At 36.3% G+C, this 15979-nt stretch carries 12 protein-coding genes; 5 read left to right on the plus strand and 7 right to left on the minus strand.

Annotation, left to right across the window (positions count from 1 at the left end):
* Positions 1–252: 252 nt before the first annotated feature.
* The 3 genes from MUB18_RS13520 to MUB18_RS13530 all read right to left on the minus strand — a co-directional run bounded on the left by MUB18_RS13520 (position 253) and on the right by MUB18_RS13530 (position 2730).
* Entirely contained in the window at positions 253–438 is a 186-nt protein-coding gene (locus tag MUB18_RS13520; RefSeq protein WP_045755873.1) for a hypothetical protein, read from the minus strand.
* 422 nt (positions 439–860) lie between these two features.
* A complete protein-coding gene (locus MUB18_RS13525) occupies positions 861–1226 on the minus strand; it encodes a PleD family two-component system response regulator (RefSeq protein WP_248753434.1) in 366 nt (121 codons plus the stop codon).
* Entirely contained in the window at positions 1219–2730 is a 1512-nt protein-coding gene (locus MUB18_RS13530) for a PAS domain-containing sensor histidine kinase (RefSeq protein ID WP_248753435.1), read from the minus strand. Before MUB18_RS13530 ends, MUB18_RS13525 begins: the two co-directional genes overlap by 8 nt.
* A gap of 508 nt (positions 2731–3238) precedes the next feature.
* Here MUB18_RS13530 and MUB18_RS13535 point away from each other — a divergent pair.
* Positions 3239–5752 (plus strand): cation-translocating P-type ATPase, encoded by a 2514-nt coding sequence (locus tag MUB18_RS13535; protein WP_248753436.1) that lies wholly within the window; start codon positions 3239–3241, stop codon positions 5750–5752.
* A 191-nt stretch (positions 5753–5943) separates the two neighbouring features.
* Positions 5944–7383: an SDR family oxidoreductase gene (locus MUB18_RS13540; RefSeq protein WP_248753437.1), complete on the plus strand. Its 1440-nt coding sequence runs from the start codon at positions 5944–5946 to the stop codon at positions 7381–7383.
* A 31-nt stretch (positions 7384–7414) separates the two neighbouring features.
* Here MUB18_RS13540 and MUB18_RS13545 read toward each other — a convergent pair whose 3' ends face one another.
* The 4 genes from MUB18_RS13545 to MUB18_RS13560 form a co-directional block, all read right to left on the minus strand.
* Positions 7415–7915, minus strand: coding sequence for an RNA polymerase sigma factor (locus MUB18_RS13545; protein WP_248753438.1), 501 nt, complete (start codon positions 7913–7915; stop codon positions 7415–7417).
* 434 nt (positions 7916–8349) lie between these two features.
* On the minus strand, positions 8350–8703 hold the full coding sequence (locus MUB18_RS13550) for a hypothetical protein (protein WP_248753439.1): 354 nt from the start codon (positions 8701–8703) through the stop codon (positions 8350–8352).
* Between the two features lie 175 nt (positions 8704–8878).
* Positions 8879–9334 (minus strand): hypothetical protein, encoded by a 456-nt coding sequence (locus tag MUB18_RS13555; RefSeq protein WP_248753440.1) that lies wholly within the window; start codon positions 9332–9334, stop codon positions 8879–8881.
* Between the two features lie 108 nt (positions 9335–9442).
* Positions 9443–10825 carry an arginine decarboxylase gene (locus MUB18_RS13560; protein ID WP_248753441.1) on the minus strand — a complete coding sequence of 461 codons (1383 nt, stop codon included), beginning with the start codon at positions 10823–10825 and terminating at the stop codon, positions 9443–9445.
* A gap of 511 nt (positions 10826–11336) precedes the next feature.
* Between MUB18_RS13560 and MUB18_RS13565 the strand changes: the two genes are divergently transcribed.
* The 3 genes from MUB18_RS13565 to MUB18_RS13575 are packed head-to-tail and all read left to right on the plus strand — an operon-like array spanning position 11337 to position 15977.
* The gene (locus MUB18_RS13565) at positions 11337–11891 is read left to right on the plus strand and encodes an RNA polymerase sigma factor (protein ID WP_248753442.1); all 555 of its coding nucleotides are present in this window, start codon (positions 11337–11339) and stop codon (positions 11889–11891) included.
* Positions 11892–11944: 53 nt separating this feature from the next.
* Positions 11945–12937 carry a FecR family protein gene (locus MUB18_RS13570; RefSeq protein ID WP_248753443.1) on the plus strand — a complete coding sequence of 331 codons (993 nt, stop codon included), beginning with the start codon at positions 11945–11947 and terminating at the stop codon, positions 12935–12937.
* A gap of 1 nt (position 12938) precedes the next feature.
* Positions 12939–15977 (plus strand): TonB-dependent receptor, encoded by a 3039-nt coding sequence (locus MUB18_RS13575; RefSeq protein ID WP_248753444.1) that lies wholly within the window; start codon positions 12939–12941, stop codon positions 15975–15977.
* Positions 15978–15979 lie beyond the last annotated feature (2 nt).

Below are 15979 nucleotides of genomic sequence, written 5' to 3' on the forward strand. Positions count from 1 at the left end.
TTGGATCTGTGTATTGCTGAATCCGTAACTCATGTCATGGTGATATCGATCTCGATTGTGAAAATGAGATGTAGCGGGATAGGAAATGATGAATATTAAATATGCCCCAATAAATTCGTTACTTATTGGGGCATATCTATAACTTATAATCGGAAAGTGATAGGAGAATGGATCTGCAAGCGATTCGCTACCTATTAGTAGCGGGCACCCCTATCATTTAACTGTTCATTTGGATATCGCCGGAAGAGCAGATTAGGATTCGTCTTTTGTATTTTTGACTAGGCCTATGCCTGAGAAAAAAAAGATTAGCCCGATCATCCCTACTACGATAAAGGTCGTATATGCTGTACTTTTATTGATAAGTTCATATCCTGTATAAATTAAAGCAATAATACCCAGAATAGTGAGTACGGTGCCGAAAACGCGTTTTACATTCATTTTTATTTATTTTAAATTGTATAAGTATAGACTTTTCTGATAATTGTAAAACCACCTTTGTTTTAATTACGAAAAACTGCTCGATCTCTAATACTACCAGAAATAGTAAGCCTGATTGCTATTATTCGTTTGTTAGCAAGTGAATTAAATAATTTGTTTTTCAAAATTTATATTTTTAATGCCTATTGCTGTAATTTGATCAGCAATTCATACTGTATATAACCTCTGAAGGAACGGAAAGTTTTTTATTATGAGAAAAAAGAAACAATAGAGTTGATGTGAGTTGGGATGATCTATAGGTATGCGGCATTGTTCTAAGCAGAAATTAAATAAATGCATTTGATTTAAATAAAAACAAACTTTTTTTCAAGCCAGTTACTTATGTGGATCGATGATGGATTAAAATAAATATCTTATTACCATTAGTTTGGTAATAAGATATTTATTTTTGTTATGATATCATCAAGGTCAAAAGGTTTGGCTATAAAGCCGTCGGCCCCGACTTCCATCGCTATTTTATTTCCATCGCCACTTGCGGATAAGACAATAACAGGTAGTTTTTTTATCTCAGGTGTATTGCGAATGGCTTTTAAAATTTGGTCACCAGACAAGACGGGCATCCATAAATCCAGTAAAAGGATGTCTGGGGAATACGTTAGAATTTCTTTAATAACATGAATACTATTAATCTGAGGTAAAACTTCAAATCCCTCTAATTCGAGTAACATTTGAAGTACATCAAGTATTCCTTGATCATCATCACAAACCATTATTTTTTTACTATCCATAGTTTTTATTTTTCATGATTGGTAATGTAAAATTAAATGTTGATCCTTCACCAATCTCACTTTCAACCCATAAAGTTCCTTTATGGTTGACAACAATTTCATGAGATACATACAATCCTATTCCTAAGCCAGGATATTTTTTTTGAATATCGCTTGCTCTAAAAAATCTTTCAAAGATTTTGATCTTATCTTGGTGATTAATACCCATTCCATAGTCTTTGACGGATATTTTAACAAATTTTCCTACATTATTGATATAAACTTCCACATTTTTAGATCCTGGAGCATACTTGATTGCATTGGAAATTAAATTATTAATTACCTGTAATATTTGCATTTCATCGCCAATAACAGTCGCATTTGTACAGCCTGTAAATGAAATCTGATGTCCAGGTATAGCAACAGACAGATTTTCGATCGCATCCTTTATGGTTTTATCAATTTCAAACGGTTCCATATGCAATTCAATATTGCCGGAATGGATTTTAGATGTATCCAGTAATTTCGAAATAAGCTTATTCAATTTTTCAATGTATACGGATACTTTATCGAGAGAAGTAGTAAACTTTTCTGGATTTTTAGCCGGATCCATACGTTGAAGGAGTTGTACCAGACTCTTTATGGTGGTAAGTGGAGTTTTTAATTCGTGACTTGCTATTGAAAGAAAATCATCTTTACGACGATCTAATTCTTTTTTTTCTGTAATATCTTCTATTGCTATTAATATCCGATCTTTATATTGTCCTTCGAGCTCTATTCGATATGCATTGAGCAGCATTACTTTTTTTCCGATGTGTTGAAAATGGTGTTCTACTTCATAATCAGTAACTGGATTATTGGTAGGCAAAATCTTTGTCAAAAGGTCTTTTAGGGGGTCAATGTCCCATTGATGGTTTCCTAATTCAAAAAGAACTTTACCAACAGTCTCTTCTTGTGATACTTTAAATGTACTTAGAAAGTGATTATTGGCACTTAATACAACATAATTGGAATCGAGTACTAATAAGCTTTCTCTCACCGTCTGAATGATACTGGACAAGAATGCTTCTTTGACCATAAGTTCTTTGGTACGTTGGCGTATTTTATCTTCTATAAAGGATTTTTCTTCACGCAATTCATACTCTACTCTTTTTCGATCTGTTACGTCATGTTGCACACCTATAAAATGTGTGATTAAACCTTCCTCATTTTTGACTGGGGAAATTAATAACTCATTCCAAAATAATTGACCATTTTTGCGGTAATTTCTAATTTCGACTTTACACTCCTTTCCCTCTCTTATACTATCTTTAAGTAATTGCCTTTCGGCTTGGGATCTGTCCTGTGCTTGTAAGAATCGACAGTTGTGACCGATTATTTCATCATTTGAATAACCTGATATTTTTTCAAACGCACTGTTGCAATAAATTATCGGATTATCTGGTTGCAAATTATCAGTGATGATAATACCAGAGTTGGCCGAGTTTAAGGCCTGTAAATATATATGGAGATTTTCATTTATCATATACTTTAATTTCATTTTGTGAAGTCTTGTGCTATAAAAACTTCATCTTTAAAACTTAATATCTGTATGGTGATTTTACAAATATTATGCCTTTTCAACTCCTTTTGATTCCATTATTTTTTAATTGACCCTCATCTGTCCCCCATAAAATTAAATCATTCATCTTTTACATTTATCTATTGTATCCTTTTATTCCACTATTTTTCTTTGTTTAAAGATGATAAACAGAAGTTTTTGATTATTTTCATTTTAAAGTACCCAGATGTAATCTTCAGTACTAAATGATGCAGGTACCCGTATTTCTTAACTATACATGGCGTATCGCAGAGTGTAATACCCGTAGAAATCCTGGTGAGATACGTATTTATCGAAATGATACGAAAAATAGTTTAGTAAAAATTTTAGGATGGAATCTCACTCATGTGGCTGTGATTGTTTGTTATCATATTAAATATTATTTTCTTTGAAATAATAGTGTTAACTTACTATCTAACTAGTTGGCTTAGATATGGGTTATCCAATTCCTAAGGACCTAAAAGGTCTTAATGCTGCGCAGGTCAGGCAGTCAGTTGAAAAAGATGGTTATAATAGCCTGAATACAAAACGCGATTCTGGTACGCTTGATCTATTGCTCAATATCGTGAAAGAACCGATGTTGATCTTGCTGATCGTGATTTCCGTTATTTATTTGATTGTTGGAAATTATACGGAGGCCTATTTTATGTTGGCTGCGCTTACTTTTGTCTCCGGAATTTCTTTTTATCAAGATGTGAGGAGCCAAAATGCGATGCGGGAATTAGAAAAATTAAATGAACCTCTAAGTAAAGTAATACGTGATGGTCAGATCATTGCTATTAAAACGCACGAAATAGCCGTTGGGGATCTATGCATAACGGAAGAAGGTCAAATTATCAATGCCGATGGAATAATTGTGCATAGCCATGATTTTTCAGTAAATGAATCTTCCCTAACAGGGGAGAGTCTGTCTGTGTTCAAAGATGCTAATGGAAGGGATAACTGCGTCTACAGTGGTACGATCACGGTATCAGGTTTGGCCGTTTATGAGGTAAAGAAGATCGGACAGCAAACCAAGCTGGGTCAGATCGGTCAGTCTATGAAGTCAATAAAAGAAGAAAAATCGCCGCTGCAGTTGCAAATTGAACGCTTTGTGAAAAATATGGCGCTGATTGGACTGATCGTTTTTATGTTGGTCTGCCTGGTGAGCTATTTTCAGACACGCAGTGTTATTGATAGTTTATTAAGTGGTCTTACGTTAGCCATGTCTATCCTTCCGGAAGAAATCCCAGTAGCATTCACCACTTTTATGGCGCTAGGTGCATGGAAATTAATGCGCGAAGGAGTCATTATTAAAAAATCAAGTATTGTGGAGACACTGGGTAGTACTACCGTAATTTGTACAGATAAAACAGGTACAATAACCGAAAATACAATGAATTTAGTAGCTGTTTATAGTGAAGCAAAGCAGCGTACGGTGTATGAGCAAGACTATCATCTGCCCGATGTGTCCGATGTGATCCAGACGGCTATGTGGGCTAGTGAACCTGTACCTTTTGATCCGATGGAAAAAGAACTTCATCAGCGTTACGAACAGACTGCTAAACAGGATCAAAGGGCAGAGTTTGAGTTATTTCACGAGTATCCATTGGAGGGTAAGCCGCCCATGATGACTCATTTATTTAGAAATGATGCTGGCGACCGGATTATTGCTGCTAAGGGAGCTCCCGAAGCTATTCTTGAAGTGTCTAGTCTTTCCGTAGAAAAGAAAGAGGAATTGAGGCAGCTTATTGCTCAATTTGGGCAACAGGGATACCGCGTACTGGGGGTAGCGAAAGCACATGATACACATCATGATTTTCCAGAAAAGCAACAGGATTTTCAATTTGATTTTGAGGGTTTTGTTGTTTTTTATGATCCTCCAAAGAAAGGTATTGAGGCTATATTTAAGCAGATCTATGAGGCAGGAATCAAAGTCAAAATGATCACTGGAGATAATTCCAACACAGCAACATCCATTGCCCAGCAGGCGGGCTTAAAGGATGCGTCGATACATATTGACGGGAAAGATTTAATGCTGTTGTCGAAAGAAGTACTGGATAAGCAATTGCATGACTGTACCATATTTGCACGAATGTATCCGGAAGCAAAACTGGCTGTAATTCAATCCCTCAAGCGTAGTGGTGAAGTTGTGGCCATGCTGGGGGATGGTGTTAATGATGCTCCTGCTTTAAAGGCTGCCCATATTGGGGTGGCTATGGGCAATAAAGGGACAGAGATAGCAAAAGCTGCTGCTGCTGTAGTTCTTGTCAATGATGATTTTTCAAAATTAGTGGTCGCGATCGCTGCGGGTCGACGGATCTATGCCAATATCAAGAAAGCTATTCAGTATATCATATCTATCCATATTCCGATTATTCTAACAGTCTCTCTACCGTTGTTTTTGGGTTGGATATATCCACAGATCTTTACGCCAATACATGTTATTTTTTTAGAATTGGTCATGGGACCTACTTGTTCGATCGTGTATGAAAATGAACCTATGGAACCGAATGCCATGCAGCATAAACCACGTCCAATTTCAGAAACATTCTTAAATTGGAAAGAACTCACAATTAGTATGATTCAAGGATTGGTAATTGCAGCAGGTGTTCTTTTTATTTATCAGTACGCTTATCATCAAACAGGAGATGAGAATACCGTGCGCAGTATGGTATTTACGACCCTCATTTTTTCTAACATCCTGCTTAGTTTTATCAATCGTTCTTTTTACTATTACATCTACGAGACCATTACTTATAAGAACAATCTAATCTATTATATGAGTTGTATCACTTTGGGAATGCTCTTTTTGATGCTGTATTTTGAAGCTGTTTCGCACTTCTTTAGTTTAACATATTTGAGCGCTGTTCAATTGCTCATCTGTCTGTTGGTCGCTGGAGTGAGTACACTTTGGATGGATGCTTATAAATATTGGAAAAGATCGAGAACTGTACATGTTTCTTGATATGAATCGTCGTGCATGTGATCAGGTAAGATCTGTCATGATTGCTTTAAGGGAATGTATAAAAAAAGCAGGTTAAGATATATTATTGATTAAATTTGAGTGATATATGTTTCATTGACCATAAGATATTTTGCGGATACGATCTTATAGTGAGTATTAAATACGAGTGAAGAACTAGAAATTTTGAAGATATGAAAATATTGTTGACGGGTGCCACGGGTTATATCGCACAGCGTTTGCTGCCTGTACTACTCGAGAAGAAACATCAAGTGGTCTGCTGTGTACGTGATCGGAATCGTTTTGATAAAAGTAAATATGAAGGATTTGATTTTGAGGTAATAGAAGTAGACTTTCTAAAGAAGGATGTTGTGGGTCAAATTCCGGAAGATATCGATATTGCTTATTACCTCATGCACTCTATGTCATCTTCAGAAAATGATTTTTCACAAACTGAACTCCTCGTTGCTGATTGTTTTAAAGCTTGTATGGAAAAAACAAGCGTCAAACAGGTAATTTTCTTAAGTGGTATTGTGAATAGTAAGCACCTCTCGAAACACTTACAGTCTCGCTTGAACGTCGAAGAAAGATTGCACTCCAGCCGTTATGCAGTCACTACTTTAAGGGCAGGTATTATTGTAGGGTCGGGTAGTGCGAGTTTCGAAATCATACGGGACTTGGTGGAGAAGTTACCGATTATGATTGCACCTAAATGGTTAATGACCAAATGCCAACCAATAGGTATTCGTGATGTACTGGGCTTTTTAGATGGGGTGATGATGCAGGAGTATACATTTAATAAAGCTTATGATATCGGTGGGCCTGAAGTCATTACCTATAAAGATATGTTGCTGCGGTTTGCTCATGTTAGGGCGCTTAAGCGTTGGATATTGACAGTGCCTGTCATGACACCAAAGCTTTCTTCTTATTGGCTCTATTTTGTTACTTCTACTTCTTATCCGCTTGCTAGCAGTTTGGTGGAGAGTATGCGCGTAGATGTCATAGCTCAACCTAACGATCTTCAAGAAAAAATTAATATCCAGCCCATGAGTTATGAAGAGGCTATTCGTTTGGCTTTTGGAAAAATTGAACAAAACCAGGTGATATCCAGTTGGCGGGAGGCCATGAATATCGAAAGATACCCAGATCAATTTGTAAAACTGATAGAAGTTCCGCAAGATGGATGCTTTAAGGACATCAGGTCTATGGACGTGTCAGATCCCGATCTTGTATTAAAACATATCTGGTCGATCGGTGGAAAAACGGGGTGGTACTACGCAGATTGGTTATGGGGTATCCGTGGATTCCTTGATAAGCTGGTTGGAGGTGTTGGATTGCAACGAGGAAGGACAAATTCGGAGATTTTATCAACAGGTAGTGTAATTGATTTTTGGAGAGTAATATTAGCCGATAAAAAGGATCGTAGATTGTTGTTATATGCGGAGATGAAATTACCAGGTGAAGCATGGTTGGAGTTTAAAATTGATAAAAATAATGTTTTTATCCAAACAGCCACTTTCCGTCCACTTGGTATTTCGGGTAGATTATATTGGTATGCAGTCTTACCTTTTCATTCCTTTATTTTTAAAGGAATGATGAAGAATATTGCTAAAGGTACGTCAAAAAATCAATAATGAAGTTTGCTGCTTAAAATCTGGTGTTGACCTAAGATGACTGGTACATTTTTAATTTTTGTTGTAGAACTTTACGTGTCAAATGAATACGGGATTTAATTGTTCCCTCCGGAAGATTAAAGGTTTCGGCAATCTCGTGATACTTATAACCGTCTAAGTGTAAACGGAAGATCTCCGCATTTTCAACTGGAATGCTATTTAAAGCCTTTTGGATATCATCATGAATCATTTTGTATTCATTTGAATTAAAGGATGTGGTATCGAAGTGGTCGCTATGGATACAATCTTCATATACGATGTGTTTACGTCTTTCTCTTCGATATTGATTGATGTAAATGTTTTTCATAATCACATACAACCAAGTCATTAATTTAGGATCATTTATAAAATTATGAACCGATTTCAGTGCTCTCATAAGCGTTTCTTGAATCAAATCTTCCTTTTCATCGTAATCAGACGTAAATTGACTAGCGAAATGGTTCAACACTTGTCTTTTTTCTTGAAATAAGACATTTAAATTTACATTTTCCATAATAACCTCCATGTTATGATGTGTAGTATATTTAATAACGCTTATATCTTTATAATAGTTTGATAGTGAATGTGGTATATTGTTTGTTTTCTAACTATACGTATAAATTCGTTGCATGCATTTGTATGTAAATTGTCTTATTTTCATTTTATCCATGAGTTTATTTAAATTTCAAGCATTTTTTAAATCGATATAATTTTTAAATCAGGTATTTATATCGTATGCTGCAGGAGACTTCATTATTGCTTTGATGATACATAGGCATATGATCGCTCCAAATCATGTTTCTAGAAAAATGTAAGGGTAAAAACTTAAGTTGTTCAGAATGCGTGACCATTTAGGAAATCAGCACGAGTAAGGAAATAAAAAAAGGAATGCAAATTGACTTGCATTCCTTTTTTTAGATGAATATCTAAATCAAGATATTGTTTTTTCTATAAGAAATTGCCATCATTATCTTCTTCTTCAAGACCATCTTCTTCGATGTCGCGATCGTCATCGTCAAAAACTTCTTCCTCAGGATCACCCTCTAACAGATCTTCCTTTGGATTGTCTATTTCTAATTCATCCTCCTCGGGATTTAATTTATCACTGTCTGGATCTACTCGATCGATTAAGCCATCTTCTTGATTTTCTCGCTCTATTGCTTCGTGTTCCGCATTGCCAACTTCTTGAAGAGGATCATATTGTCTGGAGTCTTTCAATTGATTTTCAGATCGGTAATCTTGTTCCGATAGATTATTTTGTTTTGGAACAATGCTGTTACTATTTTCTAATATTACGCACATAAGCAGGCCTAGTCTGTTTTTTGTGTTGTTTTTTTCAATTGTGATCATATTTTGAATTTAAGGAATGGAATTTAAGATAAAGAGTAGGCTCTGCCAGCGTGTTTGTCACTTATTTAACGAGCTGGTTAGAATAGGGAATGCTGTAATTTTAATAATTACTTTACCCATTGTTGTGTTATTCTAATTCAGTATCCTCTTTATCATTAATTTCTACTTCATCGATATCCTCTTGCTCAGGCAATTCTAGCGGCTCTTCTCTTGTGAGATCATCATCTTCCTCCATTGGAAGTTCTTCTTGGGGCTCACCTTGTTCTATTTCATCTTGATCTTCATCGGGAAATTCTACTGGATCTTCTGTATCTAATTCGCTATTTTTTGAAATATTTTGTGTTGATTCTTGTCCATTGGATGGTGTATCCTCATCTTCATCCTCTGGTACAAAATTTGGATCTTCTAATTCTGGATCAGGATTCTCAGCAGGATTTTCTGCCTGTTTTTGCTCGCGTAAATCATTCGGATTTTTTGGCGAACCATCAGGATTGTTGATTTGTGACTGATCGGCATTTTCCAATATTACTGCAACAATAAAACCTAGTCCTGTTGTAGTGGTATTTTTTTGTTGTTTCATCATAACTGTCCTTTTTAAATTAATCAATGTATAGAAAGAACAGTCGACATGCTGTAATAGTTGTTCCAATAAATACCTGAAATAAATGAATTAGTACGTCGGTGTATTGATCTATTTTTGATAACCCAATATTTTTAAAAGATGATGGCTTGTTTGCTTTTCAGAAAAGACAGTATATTGTAGATCTTCATGATCATCCCGATCAATGATGATATGTTTTGGTGATGGAATCAAACAATGATTTATTCCGCCAAAACCACTAAGAGCTTCTTGGTATGCACCTGTATGTAGGAAGGTGATATATTGTTCATTGTCGGTATCTGGCAACATTACATATCCGCGATCAATCGTGTTTGGATAGTAATCGGCACTGTCACATGTCAATCCGCCTAGCACATAGGGTTTATAATTTTGTTTTAAATTATTGATAGGAAATACGGGATATTCCTGATGAATAGCCCATGTATCTGGCAAATGGGTAATAAAAGAACCATCAATAATAGCCCAATCTACACGGTCACCTTGTTTTTTTTCATTTATTTTGAAAATTGTAGCTGTTGCTTCTGCTACCGTATATTTTCCAAATTCGGTAATGATGTCTGGTTCCTGAACGCCTTCTTCTAGACAGATGTTTTGAATGGTAGATATAAGCTGTCGGACTAAAAGTGATAGATCAATGTTGTCATTTAGTGAGCTTCGAAAGGGCATACCGCCTCCGATATCTAATGTCGTTAATTGTGGATTTATCCTTTTAAATCGGCAGTAAAATCGGATAACTTCTTCTAATACATTCCAATATTCATTTCCTGTATTCAATCCTTTTTCATTAAAGAAATGTAACGTGGTGACGGACACCTGCCCGTTTGCTTTTATATAATCATGATAGTGACTCATGATATTATCGGGTGATAGCCCAAATCTCGACTCATGAGGATAGGTCTGTAGAAAACTCAGGTTTATTCTAATTCCTATAGTTAAGTTAGTGGTGTTACTCAGATTTTCAAGATAATGTAAAAGTTCACTTTTACTATCGATGATAGGCATGACAGAACAATGGTCTTGCTGAATCAAGGATAATATTCCAGCTTGATAATCAGAGGTCTTATAGCCATTGCAAATTATTTTTGTACTTTTTTTAATATTTCCATCTTCTATTAAAGATTTGATTAAATCGATATCATAAGCTGATGAGATTTCAACGCCTATATTGGATTGAATAGCTTTTTGTAGTATATGCCTAAAATGAGAACTTTTTGTACAATAATAGTACATATAACTGCCCTGATAGTTCGTTTTTTGTATGGCTTCTTTGAAATATAACTTCATCTCATTTATCTTTTCTTCAATAGTAGGAAGAAACGTAAATCGTAAAGGGGTTCCATAGTCTTTTGATAATCTGAGTAAGTCAATATCTCTATAAAATAATTTAAAATCTTTTATATCGAACTCGTCAGGTAGATCGATCACTTCGTGGATCAATAGTTGTTCTTTCATTCACCAATGCCTGTTTTAATAAAAATAATGCGAAGATATCATTATTGTGATCTTACATTAAGGTAGTAAATGTATAATAAATAGTGTTTTTCGAGGTTGTGCTCTAGACTATCAATAAAACTTGTTTGATCCGCTAAAAAAATGAAATATTTATTGTAATATTCCTATTAGTGAGAAAAAAAATATTATGTTTGTTTGAAAATAAGATTAAGCATCACTTTGTAAGGTCTTGTAAGATTTGATAATACCAAAACCATTATAGGAAAGATCCATTTTATATCGCTATAGATTTAATATCTGTAGCGATTCTTTTTTGATTATAATTTCTGAGCAACTCTTCTTTTTGATATTTGCTTTAAATAACCTTTGACTCATGTGCATGCAGCTGATGTTTGCAAACTGGTTCATCACTTTTCTCAGATCCATACGATGAATTTAGTCGCGTATCGGATATTTATATCTATTATTTGGAATAAATCTAAATAATATGTTATCTTAGCGACCTTGAAAAATGAAAACGCACTGGGTCAATATTACAAAAGGGGATAAGGAAAGTTTCTTTATCATTTATGATACACTGTATAGGTCTTTGTTTCAATACGGGATGGTTATTGCCAAGGATAGAGAAGTTGTTAAGGAAGCAATCCATATTTTATTTTATGAGTTGTGGGAAAAGCATGAGCGTCTTCCGGTCGATATTAGTGATCCTAAATATTATCTTTTTGTCTGGCTCAAGCGTATTATTTTTCGACAACTAAAAGCCCAGGAAATTTGTTTTGAGAGCTTACTGGAAGAACCTTATGAGGAATCTGTAGAGACTCAAAAAATTAGAATTGAGGAAATGATGGAAAGAGAGCGACATATCCATGCCGCTATGGCTAGGCTGACCAAAAAGCAACGCCACTATATTGAATTGAAATATTTCTACAATAAGTCTTACGACGAAATTGCTATTTCCGAAAATGCTGCTGTCCGAACAGTATATAATGTCATTTATGAAGCTATAAAGAGTCTTAAGAGTCATTTAACAGTGATTTTAATTCTTATTTTAAATTATTATAAATAAAATAGGTAAAAATCAGGTATTTCATGCACTACTCTTAAAATGCATGAAAAATAATGGATAACCCTACTCTTGAAAAATTGATCTGTGATCCTTCCTTTGTTGAATATTGTCTGGATCGTGAATCAGAGAATGTTACTTATTGGAAAACCTGGATTGAGGAAAATCCGCAATACGAAGACTTAACAATAGCAAGTAAGGCCTTAGTTTTACAGCTCCAGGCCATGCCATCTGAGGACGAAATCGCAATGGCAAGACGGCGTCTTTATCAAGCGATCGATGAAGTTAAGGTAAATCGAAAAATTCTGTTTCGGAAATGGTTTCCCTACGCTGCTGCGTGTGTACTGCTTTTGGGTTTGTCCATCTTTTTGTTTCAGCAAAGTCCGGATATGCTGCAGAGCCCCTCGCCTAAAGTCGCTGTTGTAAAACAATACGTTCCCGCCGGTAAGTACATGAATGTGCAACTGACTGATGGAACAAAAGTACGATTAGGGCCTACTTCTACACTCGACTATCCTCAGCAGTTTGCAGCGAGCGAGCGAAAAGTGAGGCTCAAAGGTGAGGCTTTTTTTGATGTAGCTCATCGTAAAGACCAGCCCTTTACCATCGAGACAGGTGAATTTCAGGTTAAAGTCTTGGGAACCTCATTTAATATTCATGCTTTTGAAGAGGACAAGGTAGCAAAGATTGCCCTGTTTACTGGTAAAGTGGAAATCTTTAATAATAGCATGCGCCTGATCATCTTACCTGGACAGGCATTTGTATATGACAAAGTGTTGGACAAATATACTATAGAATCTTTTGATCAGGGACAAGAACGAGAGACGATGAATGGAGTACTGCACTTTAATCATGCTACTTATTCGGATATTGGCCAACAATTGGCTCGTAAATATGGCATTTCTTTTCAGGCTGATGCAGATGTAGATCTTGATTTTTCTGGAACTATAGCGCATGAAAATCTGGATCAGGTATTGGATAAATTGACTTTAACCACCTCATACCGCTTCTTTCTTGAATCTAACACCTTAATTGCTCATAAAAAATAATATGAAAAAAAATAATAGACTCAGCGCGATCTGGGTTCGTTCTTTATTTCTTGGTATCGCTTTTACCTATCATGGACTACCGGTATCGGCACAACAGCTCCATATTGAAAGTAAAAGCCAGTCGCTTAAATCCATTATGCAACAGATCGAGAAACAATCGGGCTATAGCTTTCTTTATGATGAGAAAACCATCAATCTCAACCGGAAGGTTTCACTACAAATGACTGGTTCACTGACTCAGATCTTACAAAGTCTGGAACAGCAGACTTATCTACAGCTGAGGTTGTCAGGAAGAAATATCTTAATCAACAATGGCTCTGTAGGTGTTCTGACCGGGAAAGTGACCGATGAAACGGGATTGCCCTTATCCTTGGTTTCGGTGTTTTTTAAAGAACTAAACCAATATTTTTTGACAGAGCAAGATGGTTCTTTTCGGTTCCAGTTTCCAGCACATCGCCTGAAATCTGCTGAGGTCAGGTTTTCGATGATCGGAAGGCAGGGCATTACGCTTAACGTAGCGCTGGATAAACAGCAGACAGGAATACCCACTGTTACTTTACCGTTATTAAGCGTGGGCCTCGATGAAATTACGGTTAGCCCTCGTACGAATCAAAATTTAGAAAGTAATAGTTCACTTTATATTAATCGGGAGGTTATTGAACAGTCCGGAGCGCTTAGTCTCAACGATTTATTGAGTTTGGTACCTGGCCAGAAGATCGCTGCTCCATCTTTACAGCAGGTACAACAGGCTAATCTACGTAGTGCTTCATTCGGTACAAATTCTTTGGGCACCAAAGATCCTTTTTCATTGAATAATTCTTTTGGAATTGCTTTGATTATGGATGGAATCGCGCTGTCCAATAATGCCAATATGCAGACGCTCAATCCAGGAATCAGCGGTATGGGGAATTCTTATGTAGGTGGTAATATATCTGGTTTAATGGGGAGTGAAGACCGTCTTGACCGTTATACTGGTGATTATACATTTGGAGGGGTGGATTTACGTCAGATTGCAACGGATAACATTGAAAGTGTTGAAATAGTGGCTGGTATCTCTTCGGCAAAATATGGAGATATGACCAATGGGGCTGTGATCATCAATCGGATTGCTGGTGCAACTCCTTTCAATTTTAATATGCAACTTCGTGATAATGCAACTGTATATGGACTAACGAAAGGTTTTCAAACTAAAAAGTGGGGTGCTTTTACGGTAGGCGGTAATTTTACACGTTCGTATAATGATAACCGTGATAAGCTCAAATCGTATGACCGTGTTGGAAGCAATTTAATATGGAGTACAGCAGCTGGTCAAGATCGTGCTTTTACCAATACATTTACTGCTGATTACGGTCGCAATCTGGACAATGTACGTCGTGACCCAGATGATCCTACTGCAACACTTCTGCGCTATAGGGCCTATAATTTTTCTGTTGGTAATCGGACCAATTACAGAATCGACAACAGTTTTCTGACTAATATTGGTTTTAATGTGCGTTATAGTGAGACTTATCAGAATACCTATAAAGAGCAATTCATGAATAATACCTACATCATCTATACCGATGCGACGGATGTAGGGGTAACAAATGGAAAATATGCTTCTGGTATCTATACAGCAGTGACCAATCTGGAAGGCAAACCTGTTGATTTTACGGCTAGACTGGATTTGAATGGTAGTTTCCATACTGGTGGTATTTTACACCAATTGAATTTTGGTTCTTCATACAATTTTTCAAAGAATAAGGGGCGAGGGCAGATCGTAGATCCTACACGACCTCGAAATAATACTTCAACTGCAAATGGAGATAACCGTTCTGAACGATATTATGATTATTCACGTATCCATGCCCAAAATCAGATTGGATTCTACGCCGAAGATGTTTTTAGAACAACTATAGCAGATCGCAATCTGCATGTACGGATAGGAACGCGGTTGGATCTGTTTGAAGGTTATGCTACATTTTCACCACGTACGAATATCAATTATGAAATCACTCCGGATCTGCGCATTGGTTTAGCTTATGGATGGGGTAGTAAAGCTCCCGCATTGGCTCAGTTATATCCTGGTCCAGTATTCTATGAAATCCCGCTATATCAACGCACTGCAGTAAAAGATAATGGTGCTGTGGATGAAGCAAATAGTTTATACTTATTATATGTAGATAAGTTTACTCCTGACAATAGCAAATTGAAACCTGCACTTTCTGAGCAGTTGGAGTTATCGTTGTCCTATGAACATCGCGGATTTAGAGGGGGCTTGAATGTTTACAGTAAACGCAATTATCGGGATATATATAGCGAAATGTCTTTTAGCTCAATCTTATTGGGTAACTACATAGACAATCCGGATCAAGAAGCTGAGTTGCCCTATGTGATCGACGGTCAAAAGCGTCATCGCCTGTCCCGCTATAATTTTGTTAATGGGAAAACGACTAAAAACCAAGGTATAGAGGTCATGTTATCCACTCCAAAATGGACGGCGATAGCGACTTCATTTAATCTGCGCGGCGGTATAACCAAATCTATCTATAACCCAGTTCAAAATTGGTTATCGGTAACCAATAACACCAATAATCCAAATTATGCTGTAACCGGTTTATATCCTGTATTTGAGCGCAGCAGCTGGACCAGTAATGCTGCACTTACTTCGAGTACCCATATTCCAAAGGCTAAACTCTTATTAAATTTTACTACGGAATTTAATATTTTGAATAAAACCAATACACGTGCTACGGACGGTATCCCGATCGGATATTTTACGCAGGACGGAAGATATTATGAGATTGATAATTTTGATAAAGAAAATGTCGACTATGCACATCTGCTTCGTCCGATCGAGGAAATAAACAATCAAAATCAGCCAGGTGTATACACCAATTTTCATCTCAACTTATCAAAAGAAATTAGTAAACGACTGACCCTAGCTTTTCATGTTTACAATGTATTTAATTATCGCCCGCAATATAAACGATCGGATAGTGCGATGGTCATTCCTAATGGTAAACCAAGTTATGGTGCTCAAGTAAGACTTAAACTTTAAGC

It is taken from the genome of Sphingobacterium sp. PCS056 (assembly GCF_023273895.1).
Classification (GTDB): domain Bacteria; phylum Bacteroidota; class Bacteroidia; order Sphingobacteriales; family Sphingobacteriaceae; genus Sphingobacterium.